General features: G+C 42.4%; 19 protein-coding genes. 3 read left to right on the plus strand and 16 right to left on the minus strand.

The window, feature by feature from the left end:
* Nucleotides 1–114 precede the first annotated feature (114 nt).
* The 4 genes from opuFB to CE058_RS06785 form a co-directional block, all read right to left on the minus strand.
* Nucleotides 115–1,632: an osmoprotectant update ABC transporter permease/substrate-binding subunit OpuFB gene (gene opuFB / locus CE058_RS06770; protein WP_163141469.1), complete on the minus strand. Its 1,518-nt coding sequence runs from the start codon at nucleotides 1,630–1,632 to the stop codon at nucleotides 115–117.
* Entirely contained in the window at nucleotides 1,629–2,582 is a 954-nt protein-coding gene (locus CE058_RS06775) for an ABC transporter ATP-binding protein (protein WP_163141472.1), read from the minus strand. Before CE058_RS06775 ends, opuFB begins: the two co-directional genes overlap by 4 nt.
* Before the next feature lie 176 nt (nucleotides 2,583–2,758).
* The gene (locus CE058_RS06780; RefSeq protein ID WP_048008869.1) at nucleotides 2,759–3,055 is read right to left on the minus strand and encodes a hypothetical protein; all 297 of its coding nucleotides are present in this window, start codon (nucleotides 3,053–3,055) and stop codon (nucleotides 2,759–2,761) included.
* Nucleotides 3,056–3,191: 136 nt separating this feature from the next.
* On the minus strand, nucleotides 3,192–4,397 hold the full coding sequence (locus CE058_RS06785) for an NAD(P)-dependent malic enzyme (protein WP_163141475.1): 1,206 nt from the start codon (nucleotides 4,395–4,397) through the stop codon (nucleotides 3,192–3,194).
* A gap of 138 nt (nucleotides 4,398–4,535) precedes the next feature.
* On the opposite strand from CE058_RS06785, the gene CE058_RS06790 reads away from it, so the two are divergent.
* Complete coding sequence (locus CE058_RS06790) at nucleotides 4,536–5,429, plus strand: LysR family transcriptional regulator (RefSeq protein WP_163141478.1); 894 nt, start codon at nucleotides 4,536–4,538, stop codon at nucleotides 5,427–5,429.
* 48 nt (nucleotides 5,430–5,477) lie between these two features.
* On the opposite strand, the gene CE058_RS06795 is transcribed toward CE058_RS06790, so the two are convergent.
* Both CE058_RS06795 and CE058_RS06800 read right to left on the minus strand, forming a co-directional pair.
* Entirely contained in the window at nucleotides 5,478–6,182 is a 705-nt protein-coding gene (locus CE058_RS06795) for a gamma-glutamyl-gamma-aminobutyrate hydrolase family protein (RefSeq protein WP_048008872.1), read from the minus strand.
* A 144-nt stretch (nucleotides 6,183–6,326) separates the two neighbouring features.
* A complete protein-coding gene (locus CE058_RS06800; protein ID WP_048008873.1) occupies nucleotides 6,327–7,976 on the minus strand; it encodes a catalase in 1,650 nt (549 codons plus the stop codon).
* A gap of 228 nt (nucleotides 7,977–8,204) precedes the next feature.
* Between CE058_RS06800 and CE058_RS25040 the strand changes: the two genes are divergently transcribed.
* Nucleotides 8,205–8,330 carry a hypothetical protein gene (locus CE058_RS25040; protein ID WP_258549827.1) on the plus strand — a complete coding sequence of 42 codons (126 nt, stop codon included), beginning with the start codon at nucleotides 8,205–8,207 and terminating at the stop codon, nucleotides 8,328–8,330.
* A gap of 331 nt (nucleotides 8,331–8,661) precedes the next feature.
* Here the strand turns inward: CE058_RS25040 and CE058_RS06805 are convergent, their stop codons facing one another.
* Nucleotides 8,662–9,447, minus strand: a complete 786-nt coding sequence (locus CE058_RS06805) for a glucose-1-dehydrogenase (protein ID WP_163141481.1) — start codon at nucleotides 9,445–9,447, stop codon at nucleotides 8,662–8,664.
* Between the two features lie 12 nt (nucleotides 9,448–9,459).
* Nucleotides 9,460–10,314: a GRP family sugar transporter gene (locus CE058_RS06810; RefSeq protein WP_163141483.1), complete on the minus strand. Its 855-nt coding sequence runs from the start codon at nucleotides 10,312–10,314 to the stop codon at nucleotides 9,460–9,462.
* Between the two features lie 294 nt (nucleotides 10,315–10,608).
* Here CE058_RS06810 and sstT point away from each other — a divergent pair, with 294 nt between their 5' ends.
* Nucleotides 10,609–11,841 (plus strand): serine/threonine transporter SstT, encoded by a 1,233-nt coding sequence (gene sstT / locus CE058_RS06815; RefSeq protein WP_163141486.1) that lies wholly within the window; start codon nucleotides 10,609–10,611, stop codon nucleotides 11,839–11,841.
* Nucleotides 11,842–11,953: 112 nt separating this feature from the next.
* Here sstT and CE058_RS06820 read toward each other — a convergent pair whose 3' ends face one another.
* The 8 genes from CE058_RS06820 to agaF form a co-directional block, all read right to left on the minus strand.
* Nucleotides 11,954–12,349, minus strand: a complete 396-nt coding sequence (locus CE058_RS06820) for a VOC family protein (protein WP_163141489.1) — start codon at nucleotides 12,347–12,349, stop codon at nucleotides 11,954–11,956.
* Between the two features lie 419 nt (nucleotides 12,350–12,768).
* Nucleotides 12,769–13,269, minus strand: coding sequence for an SRPBCC family protein (locus CE058_RS06825; RefSeq protein WP_286167906.1), 501 nt, complete (start codon nucleotides 13,267–13,269; stop codon nucleotides 12,769–12,771).
* Nucleotides 13,218–13,994, minus strand: a complete 777-nt coding sequence (locus tag CE058_RS06830; protein WP_163141495.1) for an SRPBCC domain-containing protein — start codon at nucleotides 13,992–13,994, stop codon at nucleotides 13,218–13,220. Before CE058_RS06830 ends, CE058_RS06825 begins: the two co-directional genes overlap by 52 nt.
* A gap of 221 nt (nucleotides 13,995–14,215) precedes the next feature.
* Nucleotides 14,216–18,607: a TIM-barrel domain-containing protein gene (locus CE058_RS06835; RefSeq protein WP_163141498.1), complete on the minus strand. Its 4,392-nt coding sequence runs from the start codon at nucleotides 18,605–18,607 to the stop codon at nucleotides 14,216–14,218.
* Nucleotides 18,608–18,660: 53 nt separating this feature from the next.
* The gene (gene pfkB / locus CE058_RS06840) at nucleotides 18,661–19,593 is read right to left on the minus strand and encodes a 1-phosphofructokinase (protein ID WP_163141501.1); all 933 of its coding nucleotides are present in this window, start codon (nucleotides 19,591–19,593) and stop codon (nucleotides 18,661–18,663) included.
* Nucleotides 19,580–20,443: a tagatose bisphosphate family class II aldolase gene (locus tag CE058_RS06845; protein WP_163141504.1), complete on the minus strand. Its 864-nt coding sequence runs from the start codon at nucleotides 20,441–20,443 to the stop codon at nucleotides 19,580–19,582. Before CE058_RS06845 ends, pfkB begins: the two co-directional genes overlap by 14 nt.
* The gene (gene nagA / locus CE058_RS06850) at nucleotides 20,422–21,594 is read right to left on the minus strand and encodes an N-acetylglucosamine-6-phosphate deacetylase (RefSeq protein WP_163141507.1); all 1,173 of its coding nucleotides are present in this window, start codon (nucleotides 21,592–21,594) and stop codon (nucleotides 20,422–20,424) included. Before nagA ends, CE058_RS06845 begins: the two co-directional genes overlap by 22 nt.
* Complete coding sequence (gene agaF / locus CE058_RS06855) at nucleotides 21,594–22,016, minus strand: PTS galactosamine/N-acetylgalactosamine transporter subunit IIA (RefSeq protein ID WP_163141510.1); 423 nt, start codon at nucleotides 22,014–22,016, stop codon at nucleotides 21,594–21,596. Before agaF ends, nagA begins: the two co-directional genes overlap by 1 nt.
* Nucleotides 22,017–22,028: the final 12 nt, after the last annotated feature.

Genomic DNA, 22,028 nt, shown 5'->3' on the forward strand with positions numbered 1-22,028 from the left:
ATAAATCGACACCAATAGAAGTGCAGAACCAAAAAAGCAACCCCATTTACAAAATTGGGGTTGCCGAATGAAAGTGCTGTTTTATACTCGATAACTTTCCCTGTTTGATGCAGTTTATTTCAGCAATCCTTCCTTCTCAAGATACTCCCTTGCTGATTCTTCAGGACTCACACCATCTACATTCACTTTGTAGTTCATTTCACGCATTTCATCATCGCTGATTTTTCCATCCAGCTTGTTTAAAGCTTTAACCAGCTCCGGATGGTTTTCAGCGGTTTCTTCTCTCAACAGCGGGGCGCCCTGATATGGCGGAAACAAGTGTTTGTCATCCTCCAGGACAGTGAGTTTGTATCTGGCAATTTCGCTATCTGTAGAATATGCATCCACCAGGTTGATTTCACCTTTTTCGATTGCTCCATAGCGCAGTTTAGGCTCCATGGTTAAAACAGTTGGAAATTCTACGCCATATAGCTTCTGGATGCCACGATAGCCATCTTCCCGATCCGAGAATTCAAGGGTGAAGCCGGCCTTTATGTTTTGCTCGACTGATTTTAGATCTGAAATTGATTGCAGTTCATACTCTTCAGCCAGTTTCTCAGGCACTGCCAAAGCATACGTATTATTGTAAGCCATCGGTTCCAGCAGCTCCATGCTGAATTGTTCCTTCATTCCTTTTCTCGCCTGCTCATATACCTGACCGGAGTCTGTGCTTACCGCTGTCTCTTTTAAAAATTCCGCAATAGCTGTACCGGTAAACTCAGGATACACGTCAATACTGCCAGACTTCAGAGCATTGAAGACGAACGATGTTTTTCCTAACCCTGGTTTTAACTCGACATTAAGATCGGTTTCATTTTCAATCAGCAATTTGTACATATTGATCAGGATTTCCGGTTCTGAACCAAGTTTCCCGCCGATGACAATCTTCTCCTCCGGTTGATTTGCCAAAAGAGGAATCGCCATAACTAATATCATCGCACCAATGAATACTCCAAGTGCTGTGAGCGATTTTTTAAATGACATTTGCTCAAACCGGCGCAGCAGCATATCAAAAAGGATTGCCAATATGGCTGCAGGGATGGCCCCAAGTATAATCAGGGCCGTGTTGTTCCGGTCAATTCCCAGGAGAATCAATTCTCCTAAACCCCCTGCTCCAATTAAGGCTGCAAGAGTGGCTGTTCCGACTATTAAAACCATCGCGGTACGGATCCCGGCCATAATGACCGGCATGGCAAGAGGAAGCTCTACCTTCATAAGCCTTTTGCGCCTGTTCATCCCCATTGCCCTTGCAGCTTCGATAATAGAATCGTCCACTTCCTTTATGCCTGTATATGTATTTCTCAAGATGGGCAGGAGGGCATATACGACTAATGCGATAATGGCAGGCACTTTTCCAATCCCGAATAAGGGGATCAATAGGCCAAGCAGCGCTAATGAAGGTATGGTCTGCAATACGGCTGTTACACCAATGATTCCTTCTGCGATTTTTTGCTTTTTTGTAAGATATATTCCAAGCGGGATGGCAATCAGGACTGCAAAAAATAAAGCAATGAGCGAAATCTGGATATGTTCAATCAGCACACTTGCTAATTGGCCTTTTCTTTCACTAAAAACTGAGCTTAGGGTGTTCATGACTTCACCTCTCTTTGCATGCTGCCTGCCAATTTACGAATAACAGCCTGCCTGTTGACCAGTCCAATGATTTCCCCGTCCTCTTCCACAGCAAGTTCATTATTAGCGGCCAATAAGCTAAGCGTTTCTTTGAGTGAAGCCGAGACTGGAAGGACTGCCATGCTCTCTTCTGTTTCTGAAATCGGCAGAAGGATGTCATGAAGACTAAACCCCTCTATATAAGGCCCCTGTTCTTCCCCTACGAACTGCCTGACAAATTCGTTTTCCGGATGCGCAAGCAGTTCTTCAGGTGTGCCAATTTGGACGACTTCCCCGTCCTTCATGACACAAATGCGGTCGCCGAGCTTTAAGGCTTCCTTCATATCGTGTGTAACAAACACAATGGTTTTCTTTATTTTTTTCTGAAGGCTGATTAGGTCATCCTGAAGCTTTTCCCTGCTAATGGGATCCAGTGCACTAAAAGGCTCATCCATCAGGATGATGGGTGGATTGGCTGCCAGTGCTCTTGTTACACCCACTCTTTGCTGCTGCCCTCCTGAAAGTTCATGCGGCTTTCGGCTCCGGTATATGTCAGGCTCCAATCCGACCATTTCCAATAACTCATCAATCCGTTCTTTAATTTTCACCTGCTCCCAGTTCTTTAACTCCGGTACGATCGCGATATTTTCCCCAATTGTCATATGTGGAAAAAGGGCAATTTGCTGAAGGACATAGCCTATATTCCAGCGGAGCTCATGAATGTCATAGTCACTGATCCGTTTGCCATTTATGGAAATCGTTCCTGAAGTCAAAGGAATCAGCCGATTAATCATCTTCAGAACAGTGGTTTTCCCGGAACCGCTCGGACCAATAATCACGAAGAACTCGCCTTCTTTTATATGTAAATTGATTGAATCAACAGCTTTGGTACCATCCCGATACTGTTTCGACACATGGTCAAACTGAATCATTGCTCCACCCCTCTAATATGTTTACGTCTGAATTATTCCCATAACAAATTTCTGAAAAACGGTCCTGCCCGCGTTTTCTTTTTAGCTGTTATACTATCATACAGATAGACAGGAAACATTTCCAATCCTAAGAATCCAAAGAAAAGACAGCCTCCTGCATTGGAGGCTGCCAGTGTTTAAGCGGGATAACTTTTCAGGTTCTTAAAGAGGTCCGGAAAGTCTTTTCTGATTGCTTCGCGGATATCCCCGAATGCAAGATGGCGAATGGGATAGGTTTTTACTTTCTTTAAGGTGGAATGCGGGTTTCCTATAAAAATATTAACGGTCTCTTCTAAAAATCTTTCCTGTTGAAACATATAATTGTTTCGATTTTCAAAGACTTTGTTTTCCGTTTGCTCATAAATAACGTAATAGTTTTCGATGATTTCACCACGGAACATTTCCTGCGTCTCAATTACTTCGTATACTTTCATCGGTATCAGTCTCCCCTTTAAATAAATTCAAGTGACGAAGTTGATAAATTCAATCCCATTGGCAAAATCTGCAGCTTTATATTTTGGATACTATGATGGATTTCACTTGAACATGCCTACGCATATTAATTTCATTCTATTGGCTTATTATTTGGTTCTGTATAATTTCGATTCGGGCTGCACCTGTTTCCTGTGCTGCTTTTATTACTGCATCCCTTACTGCAGGAACAATCCGGCTGTCAAGCGGCCCTGGAATAACATAATCAGGTGTCAGGTCTGTAGCATCGATTAATCCGGCAATCGCTTCGACAGCTGCCATTTTCATTTCTTCATTAATTTCAGTAGCTCTGACGTCCAGGGCCCCTCGGAAAATTCCAGGGAATGCGAGGACATTATTCACCTGATTCGGCAAATCGGATCTTCCTGTTCCAACGACTTTAGCGCCTGCCGCTTTCGCCTCATCCGGCATGATCTCAGGAATTGGATTAGCCATGGCAAAAATAATGGAATTCGGACTCATCGTCTCGACCATTTCCTTTGTTAAGGCACCGGCAGAGGAAACCCCGATGAACACATCGGCGCCAATGATAACATCCTCAAGCGCTCCTTTACGTTTTCCTGGATTGGTGATTTTCGCGACAGACTCTTTGACAGGATTCATTCGCTCCTGCCTTCCTTCATAAATCGCTCCCTTTGTATCACACATGATGATTTCTTTTGCTCCCATATTAAGGAGCAGCTTGATAATCGCAATTCCTGCAGCACCCGCTCCATTGATTACGATTTTTATTTCATCCATTTTTTTGCCGGCAAGCTTCAGCGCATTGATTAACCCTGCTGCTGTTACGATCGCTGTTCCATGCTGGTCATCATGAAAAACGGGGATATTCATTTCCTGCTTCAGCCGTTCTTCAATATAAAAGCAATTGGGTGCCGCGATGTCCTCCAGGTTAATGCCTCCAAAGGAAGGCTGCAGCAGCCTGACTGTTTTAATGATTTCTTCGGGATCCTTCGTATCAAGGCAAATTGGAACGGCATCAATCCCTGCAAAAGCTTTAAATAATGCAGCCTTACCTTCCATAACAGGCATGGAGGCTTCAGGGCCTATATCCCCAAGTCCCAGAACAGATGTGCCGTCAGAAATCACAGCGATTAAGTTTCCTTTTATTGTATAATCATAGACCTTCTCAGGCTGGTCATGGATTCTTCGGCAAGGCTCTGCCACTCCTGGGGAATAGGCTAAGCTTAAATCCTTCATGCTGTTCAGCGGCATTTTTACATCGACAGTTAACTTCCCTTGAAACTTCTCATGAAGCAGTAAAGATTCCTTCTGCAAATCCATTCTATCCATCTCCCTTATTGAATATTGTTAATTTTCAGTATTTGTTGTAGATTATTATATAATGAACGGCATCCATAAATGAAATACATATAATCTATAATCCTTATGCCTTTTGGTTATACGAGAGGAGTGCAGTAATTGGATATCAGGCATTTAGAATATTTTGCTGAGGTAGCCCAGCACTTAAGCTTTACAAAAGCATCCCAGACCCTGCATGTTACCCAGCCTTCCATCAGCAAAGCCATTAAAAATCTCGAAGGCGAACTGGGAGTGCCGCTATTTTACAGGTCATCGAAGCAGCTTGAATTAACGGATGCAGGAAAAGCCGTGTTAATCAATGCGAAAAAAGTGCTGGACGCATTTCAGAACCTGACATTGGAGTTAACAGATTTAATGGAGCTGAAGGGCGGTGAAATCAAAATTGGCATACCTCCCATAGTCGGCGCAGCCTTCTTTTCGAAGCTTATAAGCCAATATAAAGAAAAGTTCCCATTGATCGAAATTAAATTAACAGAAGTCGGCACGAAGAAAATAAAAAAAGGGGTGGAAGATGGCACATTGGATATTGGCCTGATTTGCACGGTCCCATCCCATGGAAGCGGTTTTGAAATAATCAATGTCCTAAGGGATCCCTTAATGCTCATTATCCACCGGGAACATAGGCTTGCTTCAAAAAAAGAAGTGCATTTTTCAGAATTAGCCAAAGAGCCTTTCATCCTCTATCGGAAAGATTTCACCCTCTATGATCTGATTATTGAGGAATGTTTAAACAGCGGCTTTCAGCCTAATATTGTCTGTGAAAGCTCGCAAAAGGACTTCCTGCTGGGAATGGTTGAAGGAAAACTGGGAATTACCATGCTGCCAAGCAAAATCTGTCAAAATATAAACTGCAATGACCTAGTGGTTCTGCCCATCTCTGAGACTGCTGTAAATTTAGAGCTAGGGATGATTTGGAAAAAGGATAAGTACTTATCCTTTGCGGTCCGGGAGTTTATCGCCGGTGCGGAGATTTATCTGGAGGAAGGGCAGTGAAACGGCCGTCGCAAATTTGAGAATTGCGACGGCTTTTTACTTCTGGAGCTATTGTGAGCAAGCCTTAACAAATGCATCAAATATAGCATTTGAAGGGTCATCATTCTTTTGTGTCATGCATTCAGGGTGCCACTGTACTCCTAATGCAAAGCGATGCTTTGTACTCTCAAAAGCCTCAATAACCCCATCACTCGCCTCTGCACATACCTCAAAGTTTTCAGGCATTTTGCGGACAGCCTGATGATGATAGCTGTTTACTTTAAAGCTTTGCATTCCAGTAACTTTGTGGAGGAGAGAATCTCTTTTTACATTCACAAAGTGAGTCGCATGCCAGCGGGGGGCTTTTTGGCCATGCTGCAGCAAAGGTACGCCAATTTGGGAAAAGATGTCCTGATACATATCACCCCCAAGAGCAATACTGAGGACTTGGCAGCCCCTGCATATGGCTAAGATTGGTTTATTTCGAGCAAGCACTTTTTGAATCATGCTGATTTCGAATACATCTCTTTCCGGACAAATACTGCCCAGCTTTTGATGGGGTTCTTCACCAAATAGTGTTGGGTCGATGTCCCCCCCGCCAGTAAGCAGCAGCCCGTCAAGCGTTTCAGCCAATTTTTCGACTTTCTCATCATCCAGCAAATTAGGCACAACAACTGGAACGGCCCCTGCGTTTAATAATGAATGGATATTATCCATTGAAACGGAAAGGGTATGATCATCTAAATTTGATGTAACTCCAATAATTGGTTTCATTCGGCACCTCTGGTTATATAGTTTAGAAGATTATTCTATAAAACCGGGAAGAAGTCCTATCTGCCATAAAAAAAGAAGCAAAATAAAAAAAAAGAACTGCCCTGCAGTCAGTATTGCTGACTTTTGGACAGTCCATGTTTGCTATTAATAGGGATCCGTTTCATGGCTTTTCTCAACCGCTTCTTTTGATGCCTGGTTTTCAGCGATTGAACCCTGGCCATATTTAGATCTTCCAGCGTCACGGCCTGGAATTTGTTCTTCCCCGCTCATCGCCTGGATCTCTTTCATGACTTTCCCGGTTTCTTCCTTGACACGGCGGCCATAGTCTTCATCAGCTTGTGTGAAATGCTCAAACATAGCATCCTGAATCCGTTTGTCGCATACCGCTAAAGCTTCAGACAGGTTTTTGATCAGTTCATCTCGCTCCCAATCATCAAAGCTCCTGTAAGTATGGCCGGCCTGGCCGTAATTATTTGGCCGGTCGATCGGTGCGCTCATGGCAGCCGCATTATAAGTTGGCCGATGCGGGATGCGCGCTTCTTCAGGTGCTTCCTTAAAGCCACCCTTCATTGAAGGCTCGTAGTTAATATGCGGATTATCTCCTGCCTCTTTCGGGTCCCGAATATCCATTTGGCCGCGCTGCTGATTCGTACGTACAGGCGCTTTCGGAGCGTTAACCGGCAATTTCAGATAGTTCGCTCCTACTCGATAACGCTGTGTATCGGAATATGAGAAAGTCCGGCCTTGAAGCATCTTATCATCGGAAAAATCCATTCCATCAACAAGTACTCCCGTTCCAAAAGCCGCCTGTTCAATTTCTGCATGGTAATCCACTGGATTGCGATCAAGCACCATGCGGCCAACAGGAAGCCAAGGAAACTGATCCTCCGGCCAAAGCTTGGTATCATCAAGGGGATCAAAATCCAATTCTGGATGGTAATCATCCTCCATGATCTGTACAAAAAGCTCCCATTCCGGATAATCTCCCCGTTTAATCGCCTCAAATAAATCCTGTGTAGCATGTCCGACATTTTTAGCCTGAATCTCGCTTGCCTCTTCCTGTGTCAGGTTGCGAATACCCTGTTTTGGTTCCCAATGATATTTCACCAGTACAGCTTCCCCTTTTTCATTCACCCATTTATAGGTATTGACACCGGATCCCTGCATGTGACGGTATGTAGCGGGTATTCCCCAAGGTGAAAACAGGAATGTAATCATATGTGTGGCCTCTGGTGTCCTGGAAACAAAGTCAAACATCCGCTCGGGATTTGACACGTTTGAAACAGGATCAGGCTTGAATGCGTGAATCATGTCAGGGAATTTCATCGCATCACGGATAAAGAATATTTTAAGGTTATTGCCGACCAAATCCCAGTTTCCGTCCTCAGTATACATTTTTACGGCAAAACCTCTAGGATCACGTGCTGTTTCGGGTGAATCCTTCGCACCTGCCACAGTTGAAAAGCGGACCATTAATGGCGTCCTCTTCCCTGCACCAGAGAAGACCTTGGCACGTGTATACTTCTCAACCGGCTCATCGCCCACTTTTCCGTATGTTTCAAAGTAACCGAATGCGCCTGCTCCTCTTGCGTGCACCACACGCTCTGGAACCTCTTCCCTGTCAAAATGGGAGATCTTCTCAATGAAATGATAATTTTCCAAAGTAGCAGGTCCCCGATTGCCTATCGTACGAATGTTTTGGTTATCCGTAACAGGATGCCCCTGCCGAGTTGTCAGTGTCTCACGGCTAACATTCTGCTCATTTTCTGTATTCATATCTTTGTTATCTGCCACAATCTAACCTCCTAAAAATGAATGACCATATTTTTCCTATGATTTAAAAATTTATACCTGAATTTACTTTAAATGTTAATTATTGTATTTACTTCCAAAATAGATTGCCTGGTTATCATACCCATGTAAATGGAAATGAAACCTTATTGAGTAATGTACTTAATTAATTTCGTCGGAATAATGTTCATGTCTTTGTAAAAAATATTCTTGTCCAGGGGAGGTGGAGACATGCCGAATCTTAATGATAACAAGTTCAAAAAAATTCAATCTGAGAGCCAAAAGCAGGGTAAAACATACGAAGAGTATGCTGCTGAACTGGAAGCGAACAAAATGAAGGCTCAAAAAAGGAAATAAATGACTCTAAGGCAGGGAATAGCGTTCCTGCCTTTTTAGCTGCCACTGCTAATTATAGGTTCTCGCTGTATGTATCATTTCCGTGTCCTTAACAATCTTTAACCCAAAAGGTATATTTAATAATTTGTCCGCATCCCGGTCACAGTTTGTTAACATTTACTCATTACAATGTAAATGTACCGAAACATCATAAAGCCCTTTTTCTTTACCCCTTCAGGTCCGGCCCTTTTTAAGCGGCCGGATTTTTTATGTCTATCTTTTTACCGCTGGGCACTAAAAGTTCCGTTACCTGCCTAAAAAAAGCCCCTCTCAAATGAGAAGAGCTTTCCATTCATCCTTTGCCAGCCTGAAATCCCGGATATTGCGTCATACCGCCATCAGCATACAAGGTCATTCCGGTGACATAGCTTGCTTCAGTGGATGCCAGCCATACTGCACAAGCTGCTATTTCTTCCGGCTTGCCGATGTAGCCCATGGGAATGAGCTCAACCACACCTTTCTTCAATTCAGGATCTGCGAATTTTTCCGCATTAATGGGTGTATCAATAGCACCAGGGGCAATGCAGTTCACCCGGATACCATGCGGGGCAAATTCAAGCGCAAGTGTCTCAGTCATCAATTTAACTCCGCCTTTACTTGCTGCATAATGAACAAAATGAGGCCATGGAATTTCCTGATGAACAGATGACATATTAATGATCGAGCCTTTTATTTTGTTTTCCAGCATGTAGTCAATTGCTTCACGGCAGCCTAGAAATTGTCCCGTTAAATTCGTTGAAATCACTTTATTCCAATCCTCCAGGGTAAGTTCTTCAGATGGGACTTCATTTTCGATTCCCGCGTTATTGATCATGACGTCGAGAGAACCAAACGTTTTAATGGCATGTGCAATCATTCTTTTAATATCCTCTTCCTTTGTAACATCCCCCTGGATGGCAGAGGCACTGCCGCCAGCTTTCTCAATCGTTTCTATAATCCCCTGCACTTCCTGTTCTTCATTAAAATAGTTGATGACTACCTTCGCTTTTTCAGTACCGAAACGTTCAGCCATTGCCTTCCCGAGCCCGGTCGCTCCGCCGGTAATGACGACAACTTTTTCTTCAAGACTTGGATACATAAGATCACTCCCTTATTTTTTCGTAAAGCCGAGCAATACTCCCCCTGCAATAATAAACAAACAGCCAAGGAGAACCATAAACACCTGTTTTTTGCTTTTCCGCTCATTTAAAAAGAAAAGCCCGCCAATGGTCGATATTACAATTCCAGTCTGAGAAAGCGAAAAGCTGGTTGCCACGCCGATCTTCGGAAGGGAAAGCAGCAATCCCAGATTCCCGGTGCTCCAAATCAGCCCCGTAATGATATTACGGACTGCATATTTGTTGTATGGCCTGCGGTGGAGGGTTATGAGGAATGCTCCTGTTACCATTCCAATTGCCTGCGGCAGGATGGCAGACCAGCCGTCAATTTCAAACCAGCGGATTAGTACGACATACCCGACAAAGCCTGCTGTCGATAATAGGAGTACAAGCAGGCCTTTTTTGAGACTTTTTCCCTGTTCCTTGTCATCCCCCTGTTTCAAGGAAGTCAGAACAGCACCGGCAATAATGCAGACCAGTGAGGTGACTCCGATGATAATGCTCATCCGTGTTTCCCATTCTTTAAAAATAAATACTCCAAAAAAAGTTGTTCCAATAAGCTGCAGACCTGTGGACATCGGAGCTGTCTTGGCAACCCCCAAATAGCGGACTGCCCCAAACTGATTTTTCTGCCCAATCGACCAGAACAAACCAGAAATAAAGCCGACTGCCCAAACGATATTGGACAGATCCGGTCTCTTGAAAAGATAGACCGCAATGGCAAATAATAGGGCTCCTATTGTCGTGCCATGCGTCTGGCTGTATTCGTCCCCGCCAAGCTTATTGCTGACAAATACAATACTGCCCCATGAAACCGCTGCAATGAGGGCTAATAGAATTCCTGTCATGATGTGTACCTCATCCTTCGATTTTATGTACATTTTTAGATTGCGGCTATAGATAGGCACTTATTCCACAAGCAAAAAAAGTATTGAAATTTTTATTATCATTCCACAAAGATAATCTTATGAAACCAATAGCATCAGCAGGCTACCTCAAAAAAAGCCGTTTAACAGATATTTCAATATAATAATTTATCACACAATTTATAATATTTGTGTTAAACTAACAAATATCACTGTCGAATAACAGTGATAAGCCATTATTCTCTTTTATATAATAATCATTTCGGAGGGAATCGAATGAAAAACGCAATCAGCAAGTGGAACCAAATAAGTCTGGTAAAAAGAATTCTGCTGGGCATCATCGCAGGTATTGTCCTCGCTTTGACTATTCCGAAAGCAGCGGGATGGGTCTCTATCTTCGGTACTTTATTTGTAGGTGCATTAAAAGCAGTAGCACCGGTACTGGTTTTTTTCCTGGTCATGCATGCCATTTCCAAACATAGAAGCGGACAGCAGACAAATATGAAGTCCATTATAGCTCTTTATGGTGTAAGCACCTTTTTAGCAGGACTTGTCGCAGTAGTAGCAAGCTTTATTTTTCCTGTTACCCTTTCACTTGCACCGGGAGCAGAGGATGTAACACCTCCTGGAGGGATAGCAGAAGTTCTTACAACCCTGCTGACTAACGTCGTGGACAACCCGGTCAATGCACTGATCAACGGCAATTATATCGGCATTTTGACTTGGGCAATCCTGCTTGGCATTGCCTTAAGAAGAGCAGCTGATACAACAAAAAACATGCTCGCAAACTTCTCGGATGCCATCTCGACACTAGTAAAATGGGTGATTAGCTTCGCCCCAATCGGAATTATGGGCCTTGTGTTTGATGCGATTGTCAGCAATGGTCTTTCAGCATTGATGGATTACGGCAAGTTACTGTTTATCCTTCTGGGCTGCATGTTCTTTATCGCTCTGGTTGTGAATCCGCTTATCGTATTTTTAAATATTCGCAGAAATCCATATCCGCTTGTACTTAGATGCTTACGAGAAAGCGGAATTACAGCGTTCTTCACACGCAGTTCAGCGGCAAACATTCCTGTAAATATGAGCTTATGCGAAAAGCTCGGACTGGATGAAGATACGTATTCCGTTTCCATCCCATTAGGCGCAACGGTTAATATGGCTGGTGCAGCTGTTACAATTTCTGTTTTGACTCTTTCAGCGGTTCACACATTAGGTATTCAAGTGGATTTTGGAACAGCTCTAATCCTTAGCGTGTTAGCAGCAGTCTCTGCCGCAGGTGCTTCAGGTGTTGCAGGCGGATCCCTTCTTCTCATTCCTTTAGCAGCCAGCTTATTCGGAATTCCGGATGACATCGCGATGCAGGTGGTAGGAGTAGGATTCATCATTGGAGTTCTTCAGGATTCATGTGAAACGGCTCTTAACTCTTCATCAGATGTTTTATTTACAGCAACTGCAGAATATGCAAAAAAACGCAAGGAAGGCAAGATTGTGAAAATCAGTGCCTGATAACAAAATAGAGGATTCATTCCTTTGAATGGATCCTCAAAAAAAGCCCTCTCGATAGAGAAGGCTTTTTTCATTTATGTATTTTTCCATATGATGCTATAAGATAAAACAATTACTTCGCATTGGCATCTGGCTGGTGGATTCCGAGGATATTCCCTTCTGTATCCTTATAGTACCCCTGCCAGGCCATTCCCGGAAGAGCATACTTCGGTAATGCGACAGTGCCGCCGTTCTCAAGAATTCTGCCTTCCGCTGCATCGTAATCTTCCACGCCAATTGTGCAGGAATATCCGTTTATCGCTTGATTATCTCCTGGAGGCGGTCCCTGGCGCTGCATCAAAGCACCGTTAATGCCCGGCTCTTCATCATTTCCCGTCACTGCTCCATAATAAGGCATTCCGGCATACTCACTCCAATCCTGAAATGACCACCCGAATACCTCGCCATAAAACTTCTTGGCCCTCTCCATGTCATCCACATGAACTTCAAAATGAACTAATCTGCCCATAGTCTCTTCCTCCTTTTATTTACGTAATCGCTTACAAATCTATTATAATGTTTATCGTAAAAAGTACAAAGCGCCTTCTTATCCTCCAATTGCTTTGCTGAATTCCTTATTTCTGAAGTTAAACAAAAAGATTCGTTAACCAAATTGATAATTTAGTTTTATAAAAAAAGGAACAGAAATGAAAATAAGCCGTCCAGTAATTAATAGGCAGGCTAATTTTGATTGGTAGAGATTGGACGGTTTAGGAATTGCTAATTGATTATTGAGGCTTTAGTGTTCCTTATTTTGTGCTTTAAGGTGAATACTTCAGCTTATTACTAAGGTGCCTTGCCCTTTAAATAGCCTTTTTAAAGCTGCAAAGGGCATACACCATATGGTAAATTGACAGGAAAAACTTCCAGCCCGATGGATAATAAAAATTATTGTTCAAGTATGGCTTTGATTTTTTTTAAATCCTTCATATTTGCTCTTCTCATCATGGGCTCCATGAATGGAGAGATGACCTTATTAAAGCCTTTTGGGTCCCCATTATTTCTTAATGTCATGAGAGTTTGGTACTCATCTATAGCTTTCCATGTATATATGGTTTCCATTGGAAAAGGGCCATTTGCAGTTTTCATTACCATTATTTCATTTGGAATATAATCTGTAATTTCGTAAACATAAGCAAGTTCCCGGCCAAGAAACTTCGCTCTAAAAGCAATCTGTGTTCCTACTTGAAGCGGTTTTGGTGTCTTCCACTCAACAGCATGTATATTGACATACCATTCAGGAGCATGATCAGGGTTTGAAGCATACTCTGAAACCTGAGAAACGGGGCAATTAATTGTTATTTCTGTGATTACATCTACCATCTTGTCCTCCAGAATTAGTTCGATTCTACGTATTTTTTTAGCAGGATGCCAAGCAGATATTCCCATCCCTTGGTATGCTCCTCTTCCCATTTCTCTAGAATAACACCAGAGGCTGTATGGGAAAGCTGCAGCAGCGTCCCTCCATCTTTCTCAAGAAGACGATACGTATAGGCACTGTTTACCGCTCCATGCATGCCAAGATGGCCGTGCAGCCGTATTTCTTCAGGAGCATTTACATAGTATACATTCCCCCAGACCGCGCCTTCTTTTTCACCCCATCTTTCCATAAATTGCCCGCCTGGAACAGGCTCAAACGTAAAGTGGGATGTTACTCCCTTCGGAGCTATGCGAAACTCCCACCACTCTTCCACCTTTTCAGTTAATGCCCTAAATACCTCATTTCGTGGTGCATTAAGAAATATCTCTTGTTCAATGTGAAAGTCCTTTGTTGAATCCATTGTTTTGTCTCCTCCTTTATCTTGAACGGCCCTCCGTAAATTCATTAGCGAGCTGGCTGTGGATTGCATATATTTACCTACCCAGCGCTCATGCATTTCCTGAAGGGGCACTGCATTAAGAAAGTGCTTTTTATATTTTCCTTCTCGACGTACCAAAATTAAGTGGCCTTCCTCTAAAATATTTAGATGCTTCATAATGGCATACCGCGTGACTTCAGGAAAATACTCGTTTAGTTCTCCGGTCGTTCTTGGCGATTTTTTAAGAATATCGAGAATTCCCCTGCGGATCGGATGCCCCAATGCCTTAAAAACGGTGGATAGCTCGTCGCTCATTACATCGGCCCTTTCATTATAAATCCAAAGTTTAACAGGTGACCAAAAAGTAACATATGTCATGTGACCTAATAGTAACATGATGGTCATTGGCAGTCAAGATAACTATTAAAACTCACTCTATCTAAATCCGTTGTTACTTATTAATTGATTTCTTATTATCCTAACGAAAAAAGGCATGGAACTATCCATGGCTTTCTTCAATTCTTTTATATTTGCTCTCAATTGGCGACGTTTCTCTCCCAGAATTGTACTTCTGAAACCGAAAGCATAAGCGGTCCGCTATGAGATTCTTCAAAAATAATTTTCACTTTGGCAAGCTTTTTCCCATCTGGAATTTGAGTATATTCAGACAAATGGTAGGTGACAGATTTATCTGTTGAGATGACCTCCTTTTCTCCCAAATCGTACTCATTCCCATCTTCATCATAAGCTTTTACACGGAGAACTTTGATTTTTCCATTGGTATACAACGGTCTGTTGAATACCTCAAATCTCGTAAGTACTGTAGGACTATTAAAGCTAAAATCAACTTCCAATGGCAGAGAAATACCATCGGCTTCCGTGATGCTCCACTTTAGTTCAGCAAGGGAAGATTCACTTATTTCACCGTCAATCAATCGAGGAAATGCCTCAGCTCCATCCTGCATTTTATCCGCTTCACCAGATACGACGATATCCCTTGCTGTCAAAAGCAGTTCCTTCGGCTCTTCAGGCTGCTCGACTTCCCCAGGCTCTTCTCCAGGCTTTAAAACATGGCCGATTTTATCGATGGTAGCAAAACTTGTATTTACAAGCAATGATCTGGTAATCGGAATATCAAACTCCAAATCTTTCTTTGCTTTCAGCTTAATGGCGGCCAATGTAGATGTGCCCTCTAGTGTCTCTCGAGATCCTTTATTTGAAAAAGCAGCCATAATTCGTTGCTTATCATTGCCAATCCCGGCTAGTATAGAAAAATTCAACATGTCATTGGTAGTGTCAGTAGAATTAACAATTCTTTCGCCGCATCCAGTTTCTTCCTCACACTCTTTAACGATGTCATACTTATTTGGATCAATTTCAAGTTCAAGGTTAAAAGCATTAATATCCTTCAGCCCCGCACCGATAACTTCGACTGTAAATTCTTCACCTGCTTTTAATTGCTGCTTATCGGGCCGAATGCTCAGCAATCCAGCTACAGGACGATTAGTTGGCTGCAGCTGTGTCTCTCCAAGCTGTCCTGCTACATACATTAAATCATAAGAATCAATCACGCCATTATAGTTAATATCAACTTTGGACACCTGATTCCAAGAAGTATCTGTGGTGTCCACACCCATATAACTGGCAAAGAAAAGCAGGTCCTCTTCGTCGATGGCACCATTAGGTATGTTTTCACCTACTACAATTCCTTCAGTTTTATCCTTTTTGTAAGGTCTGAATTCCTGAGCAGATCCGAATTTCCCTACTGCATCCTTAATCGTTAATTTGATATACCGTGCAGTTACCTGTTCATTGAATGGAATGGTCTTTGTCTCATTGCTCCTAATAAAGGTCCCATCGGTAATAACATTTTTATATGTCTTGCCATCAAGGCTGACATCCAGGTCATATTTAAGAATTGTTCCATTCCCTGCATCAGGTCTAGGCACATACTCCAGCTTATCTAATTGATAGGCAAGCTTCATATCAATCTCAAATGTATGAGGAAGAACGTTTCCTGTACCCCAAGCTGTATGCCATTGTGTTTTCTCATCTCCGTCTACAGCTCTGGATGCTTCGCTCCCAGGCTGATTGCTTGAGGCACTAGCTGTCATATCCTTCGGAACATTTCTGAATCGGTCAAGCTTTGTTTTTACAGCTGTTTCATCACTCCAGTCTGATGCACCCTTTGTATTAACTGCCCTGATACTATATCTGTATTCTGTGTCAAAGTTTAGACCCTCGTGCTCGAAAAACGGCTTCTCAGTTTTTTCTTTTTCCAAATAAACATTTTTGTATACTATTCCATTAATTTTAAGGTCATAGGAAAGATTTTCACCTTCAACTTTATTCCAGTTAAGTTTTATGCTTTTATCTGTAATATTTTCATCTGCGGCTCCGAGTCCAGAAGGCACATCAGGTACTTCTGTATCCTTTACTTCTTTCTCTTGCGTGTTGTTAAATCCATTTACCGTAAGCATCACTTGATTCTTGGTAATATCCGTTTTCCCAATCTTTACAAATAACTTCGGAGCTGTGGTCACCTTTGTTTTGGCGAACTCAGAGTCTTCCGTTGAATATTTATTAAGATCCGGGCTTTCATTGTAGAAATAAACATTTTCCGAGCGGCTGTATTCTTCCTCTGTTAAAGCTTTTCGCAATTTGATATTTTTGCCGCCAACCTTTACATTTACAGATTCAGGCTGCTTGCGTGTATTTACAAGGAATTCGGTTCCTCTTTCCTTGACCATTCCTTTGTAGCCCTTTCCTTTTGCTTTGTGAACGGTAATCTTTACTTTATCCTTTGCGACTACAGATGAAATCTTGGTTTTTGTATTCTTTCCAGTTTTGTATTCAGTTGTTTTACCGTCATCCTCATAAAGAGTAAATTCAGATTTTCCAGCTGGATATACATCAAAAATTCGAGCTTCAGATCCATCCAGCTCATTAATCGAGTTGTTTTCAGGAGCCATTGGTATGATTGCACCATTCTTCACGAATACTGGCGTCTTCCACAATGGGGCATCAAAATTATTGAGAACAGCTCCGCCTTGATATTGCTCGCCTGTAAAATAATCAATCCAAACCTGTTTAGGATCCGGCAAGTAAATTCCGTTTCTTACGCCTGCAGCGTGATCCTTTTCATTATAGACAGGAGCTATCAGCAAATTGGGCCCCCACATATACTGATACTGTGTATCCGTGCCATACGTAAATGAATCTTTTGGATACTCCAGCATCATTCCCCGGACAGAAGGCATAGAGGTGGAGGTTGATTCTTCTGCAATTGTATAAATATAAGGCATCATCTGTGCTTTTAGTTTCAGATACATGCGGTTTATGGAAGTATATGGTTCGCCATAATTCCATGGATTTTTTGATTTGCTGTAATCGCTTCCGGATGAAGCCCATCCATCCATATCAATTTGAATTGGCGAGAAAGCCTTCCATTGGAAATCTCTTGTCTGGATGTCCGGATCGCCTCCGAAAATGCCATCCATATCCGATCCAACATTCGGATTGCCGGATAAGCCTGCTCCAATGTAAGTTGGGATATGCATGCGAATGTATTCCCACTCCCCTCCATACTGGTCACCAGACCAAAGGGTAGCGTAACGCTGGGTGCCAGCCCATCCATCAAGACTAATCACAAACGGGCGTGCTCCGCCTGAATTCTCTTGCTTTTCGATTCCTTCTGCAGCCTGACGTGTTGCGTTAAGAGCCATGGAATAGCCCTGTCCAACCCATGCAACATCCGTTTTAATAGCTCTTACTCCTGCCTTGACCTCACCATCAAGATCCCTGCGTAATGGGCTGTCCTCAGGCAGGTTCGGGTCTGGATATAAATTACTTTGTGTCCATAGGCCTACTTCCACATCCTTGGCATTTGCTTCATTTGCAAATTCTCCTAAATTATCCAGCCCTCCATATCCGCATCCATAGCCATCATTCGGCAAAAACCATCCGAGCGGCATATCCTTTGTGACATATTGATTTAACGTATCCAAGCCTTTACCAAGAAGGGTCCTCTGATCTTTATGGCCGTTATGAGTGCCATTAAAACAATCAGCATGCCCTAAATAAAAGGCATATTCTGGCATTAATGCTGCCTTTCCTGTCAGCTCGGTATATTCATTGATAATTTCCGGAATGGAATCTTCTACAAAATAATAAGCGTCAAAGCGATTTTCCTGATGGGAGAATGTTGCCGTCTTGGAAAAGTCATATACACCTGGTTTAAACGTATTTCGCATCACTCCATATCCTTCAGTGCTCAAGTAAAATGGAACAGGACTTGATGCTGCACCGGCATCCCAGCCGCCTCCGATGGCGATATTAATTTTGTTGTTTTTGTGGGAGTAATAGCCGTTTTGCTGGCCTCCACCAAAGAAATATTCATCATCATTGGAATTTAGCGTCTGTACGGCTCTATTCGCTTCAAGAGAAAGCGGCTCCTTTTCACTCCAGATGACCTTGTTATTATGTTTATTGATCAGGCTCATTCTTGAGTCCGTTTTGGAAATTTTCAGTTCCAATACCTTTGTATATATCCTAAAAAAATCGGAATCTTCTTTTATCTTTACGTTTACGGTTCCATATTCTTTTTGGTAGTCGTTTTTATCTTTATCCACGATTTTAGTCACATGGTCAGGCTTGTTTGGTGTTGGGTATTCAGGAAATTCACTGCTCGGATCCAGGTGAAGCCTAAAAACATTGTCTTTCAGAAAGCTTATTTTAATTCCTTGTCCAGAAGAGAAATCAAGATAAATATCACTGCCTTCTTTTTGTATCCCGCTAACTTTGCCGATGGAAGAAGTATTTGAAGTTTCTTCAGCATCAGCTGCATTGACTGGAATAAACGATATGACCAATAGGAATGAAAGAAATATAGAGGCAAATCTTTTCAGTTTATTTCGCTTTCTTAACAATATCCGGCACCTCCGCGATCTTTTGAAAAATTTTATAAACTGCCTGACCAAGCTTAGTTTATTGAGATTTGTTCAATCAGCGTATTCAAGTTCTGTAGATTTATATATCCAGTCCTTTCTTCCAGTGCATTTGCTGCACCGCAAGCAGAAGCCAGGACCAAAGTATCCCTAATAGAATATCCTTTTGAAAGTCCAGCGGCAAAACCTGCAACGAAAGAATCTCCAGACCCCACAGCGCTGACTGCTCGAATTTCTGCAGTTATTACTTTCAGCTTTTCACCTTTATAGTAAACTAGGGATCCCCTTTCACCATCTGAAACAATCACAACCTCTATGCCATTCTCAGCGATCTTCTCCATCGCGTTCCAGATTTCTTCTTCTCGCTGGCAAGAGCGGCCAAGAATCCCTTCAAGTTCCTCGCGATTAGGTTTGATTAAATAGGGGCCAAGAAGCAAGGATTCGGCTAATGCCTCCCCGCTTGTATCCAGAAGAACTTTGACTCCATGATTTTTAGCTTCCCTTATCATCCATTGATAGAGACTGGACGATACTCCAAAGGGCAGGGAACCACTTACTATTAGGATTTGAGCTTCCGGTATTAAGATACGCAAGCGCTGCCTTAACTCTTCCTGCTCCACGTTGGAAATAAAAGGCCCTTCCTCAAGAACTTCTGTTTGGTTATTTCTGCTGTCAATAAAGGCCAGACATTGCCTTGTTTCACCAGCAATCTGAACAAACTCATCAGGCACACCCAGCTTTGCCAGTTCATTCCGAATAAAGGTTCCGTTACTTCCGCCTAAAAAACCGGTTGCGGTCACACGTTCTCCAAGAATGCTCAAAACCCTTGTAACATTCAGTCCTTTCCCTCCTGCGGATTTGAGGGGGTTTTTCGTACGTGTGCTGCTTCCAGTCTTAAGGTATTCCAGGCGATAGACAGTATCTATAGCGGGGTTAAGAGTAACGGTTAAAATGCTAGGCTTTTCCATTGCTGCCACACATCAGGATTTTTTCAACCACTACTTCCTTCATGGCATCCTTGCCTGGTGTCATGTATTTTCGAGGGTCATTTGCGTCAGGATTTTCATTAAAGTATTGTTTTACGGCATTGGAGAATGGAATTTTAAGATCTGTTGCAATGTTTACCTTGCAAATACCAAGTTTTATAGTTCGCTTTACCATCGCATCTGGGATATCGGAAGCCCCGTGAAGTACGAGAGGAATATTAACCACAGAGTGGATATCTTCCAGTCTCTCGAAGTCGATTTTTGGCTCTCCCTTGTATAAACCATGAGCAGTACCAATAGCAACCGCTAAAGAGTCAATCCCAGTTAATTCTATAAATTCTCTAGCTTGTTCCGGATTAGTAAATTTTGCATCCTTTTCATCAACGACGAGGTCGTCCTCAACTCCGCCAAGACGTCCTAATTCAGCCTCGACAGAAACGCCATGTTCATGGGCATACTCGACCACTTGTTTTACGATCTTGACATTTTCATCGAAAGGATGATGGGAAGCATCTATCATCACAGACTTAAAACCGAAATCTATATATTTCTTGATTTCTTCAAAACTTTCAAAATGGTCCAGATGGAGTGCGATCGGGATTTCATATCTTTCTGCTGCAGCACTTCCCATTGAAACCAAATAGTCACCGCCGGAGTAAGAAATTGTTCCTGGTGTGCTTGCAAGGATTACAGGAGAGTTCAACTCTGCAGCAGTATCAACAACAACCTGGAATGTTTCAAGATTGTGAATATTGAACGCTGGTATCGCGTATTTTTCTTCCGAGGCTTTTAGGAACATTTCTACTGTATTTACAATTCTATTATTGCCCATTTTCTTTTCTCCTCCATAAACACAACTTTTCCATTAACAAAGGTGGCTTTTACATTGAATGCTTTATCTATTACAGCAACATTCAATTTCTTGCCAATTTCAATTGTGCCGGTTTCTTCCCCAATACCGAGCAATTTAGCCTGATTTATTGTAGCCATTGGCAAAATACACTCAAGCGGCAGTCCAAGGACTTCCTTGGTGTTTTTTATGCAGATCATTAAATTTGTCGTACTGCCTGCCAGGGATCCAGTCTCCAATGTTCTGGCAATACCTTCTCTTACTCTGACAGATTGGCTTCCAAGTTTATACTCCCCATCCGGTAAATCCGCAGCAACCATGGAGTCACTAATCAAAAGAATTTTGTCTGCTCCTTTGGTTTTGTAAAGCAGAGTAATTCCTGCAGGATGTACATGTTCCAAATCAGCTATTAACTCACAAAAATTTTTGTCATTTGTCAGGAATGCTCCAAGGCTTCCCGGATCACGGTGGCTGAATCCCCGCATACCATTGAACGTATGAACTGAAATATTTGCTCCGTATTCAATAGCCAGATTGGCAGTTTCATAGTCTGCATTTGTATGTCCCATCGAAACAAGGATTCCTTTATCCTTCAGATATGAAATAACCTCTATAGCCATATTCTTCTCCGGTGCCAGCGTTAGAATTTTTATCGTATTTTGCGAAGCTTTTATCAATTCATCGAGTTCTTCAATTGTTATTTCCCGCATGTATTTCACAGGATGCGCCCCTCTATGCTCAGGGGTTATATATGGTCCTTCAACATAGGAACCAATGATTTCTGCTCCAGCAGTATTTCCAATTTGTCTGCCAATCTCTCTAACGGCAGCTTTTACTTTCTCAAAATCGTCCGTTAGGGTTGTGGGCAAAAAAGAAGTCACACCATGCCTTGCAAGAGATAAGGAAATTTCCTGCAAAGCTTCCGGTGTTGCATCCATTGTGTCTTTCCCTGAAATTCCATGTATATGAATATCAATGAGCCCAGGGATAACAGCAAATCCCGAGAAATCATGTATCTGACAGTCTGGTTTCTCATCCGTCAGATCCTTGATTAGTCCATTCTCATAAACAACATATCCCGAATGTATTCGGCGGTTAGGGGTATAAATTGTGTCTGCAAAAATAGCCTCCATTAAATACCTGCCCCGTCTTTCTTTTGACGCCCTGATTTCTGGAAACATTTTATCGCTTCTTTTCCTGAAGTGATGGCTATTTCTTTTAGTTCGTCTATGGAGACATTGTCTTTAATAATGGCGGTTTCCATAACCATTGCCAGATTTGCTCCGCCAATAACAGCAGTATCCTGTTTGTCGTTTGTTAGAGAAACAGCCGTTTTAAAGGGCGAACCTCCCACAAGGTCGCACAGAACGAGTACCCCATTGCAGCACTTTAAGTTTGCCAATGCTGCTTTCATCTTTACTTCAAGATCTGATGTAGATTCTGATTCTAAGAAATCAACATACTCTATACGTGGCTGTTCCCCTGCAATCAACTTCACTGAAGAGTGAAGACCTGCAGCAAAGGAACCATGCCCTGAAACAATTAAACCGTTCATTATTTTTCCTCC

Source organism: Bacillus sp. 22-7, from assembly GCF_010628845.1.
GTDB lineage: Bacteria > Bacillota > Bacilli > Bacillales > Cytobacillaceae > Cytobacillus > Cytobacillus firmus_B.

What these genes read in the sequence shown, in the direction of transcription:
- opuFB (WP_163141469.1), bottom strand. Translation starts at nt 1,632, where the DNA reads ATGAACACCCTAAGCTCAGTTTTTAGTGAAAGAAAAGGCCAATTAGCA.
- CE058_RS06775 (WP_163141472.1), bottom strand. Translation starts at nt 2,582, where the DNA reads ATGATTCAGTTTGACCATGTGTCGAAACAGTATCGGGATGGTACCAAA.
- CE058_RS06780 (WP_048008869.1), bottom strand. Translation starts at nt 3,055, where the DNA reads ATGAAAGTATACGAAGTAATTGAGACGCAGGAAATGTTCCGTGGTGAA.
- CE058_RS06785 (WP_163141475.1), bottom strand. Translation starts at nt 4,397, where the DNA reads ATGGATTTGCAGAAGGAATCTTTACTGCTTCATGAGAAGTTTCAAGGG.
- CE058_RS06795 (WP_048008872.1), bottom strand. Translation starts at nt 6,182, where the DNA reads ATGAAACCAATTATTGGAGTTACATCAAATTTAGATGATCATACCCTT.
- CE058_RS25040 (WP_258549827.1), top strand. Translation starts at nt 8,205, where the DNA reads ATGCCGAATCTTAATGATAACAAGTTCAAAAAAATTCAATCTGAGAGC.
- CE058_RS06805 (WP_163141481.1), bottom strand. Translation starts at nt 9,447, where the DNA reads ATGTATCCAAGTCTTGAAGAAAAAGTTGTCGTCATTACCGGCGGAGCG.
- CE058_RS06810 (WP_163141483.1), bottom strand. Translation starts at nt 10,314, where the DNA reads ATGACAGGAATTCTATTAGCCCTCATTGCAGCGGTTTCATGGGGCAGT.
- sstT (WP_163141486.1), top strand. Translation starts at nt 10,609, where the DNA reads ATGAAAAACGCAATCAGCAAGTGGAACCAAATAAGTCTGGTAAAAAGA.
- CE058_RS06820 (WP_163141489.1), bottom strand. Translation starts at nt 12,349, where the DNA reads ATGGGCAGATTAGTTCATTTTGAAGTTCATGTGGATGACATGGAGAGG.
- CE058_RS06825 (WP_286167906.1), bottom strand. Translation starts at nt 13,269, where the DNA reads ATGGGAATATCTGCTTGGCATCCTGCTAAAAAAATACGTAGAATCGAA.
- CE058_RS06830 (WP_163141495.1), bottom strand. Translation starts at nt 13,994, where the DNA reads ATGAGCGACGAGCTATCCACCGTTTTTAAGGCATTGGGGCATCCGATC.
- pfkB (WP_163141501.1), bottom strand. Translation starts at nt 19,593, where the DNA reads ATGGAAAAGCCTAGCATTTTAACCGTTACTCTTAACCCCGCTATAGAT.
- CE058_RS06845 (WP_163141504.1), bottom strand. Translation starts at nt 20,443, where the DNA reads ATGGGCAATAATAGAATTGTAAATACAGTAGAAATGTTCCTAAAAGCC.
- nagA (WP_163141507.1), bottom strand. Translation starts at nt 21,594, where the DNA reads ATGGAGGCTATTTTTGCAGACACAATTTATACCCCTAACCGCCGAATA.
- agaF (WP_163141510.1), bottom strand. Translation starts at nt 22,016, where the DNA reads ATGAACGGTTTAATTGTTTCAGGGCATGGTTCCTTTGCTGCAGGTCTT.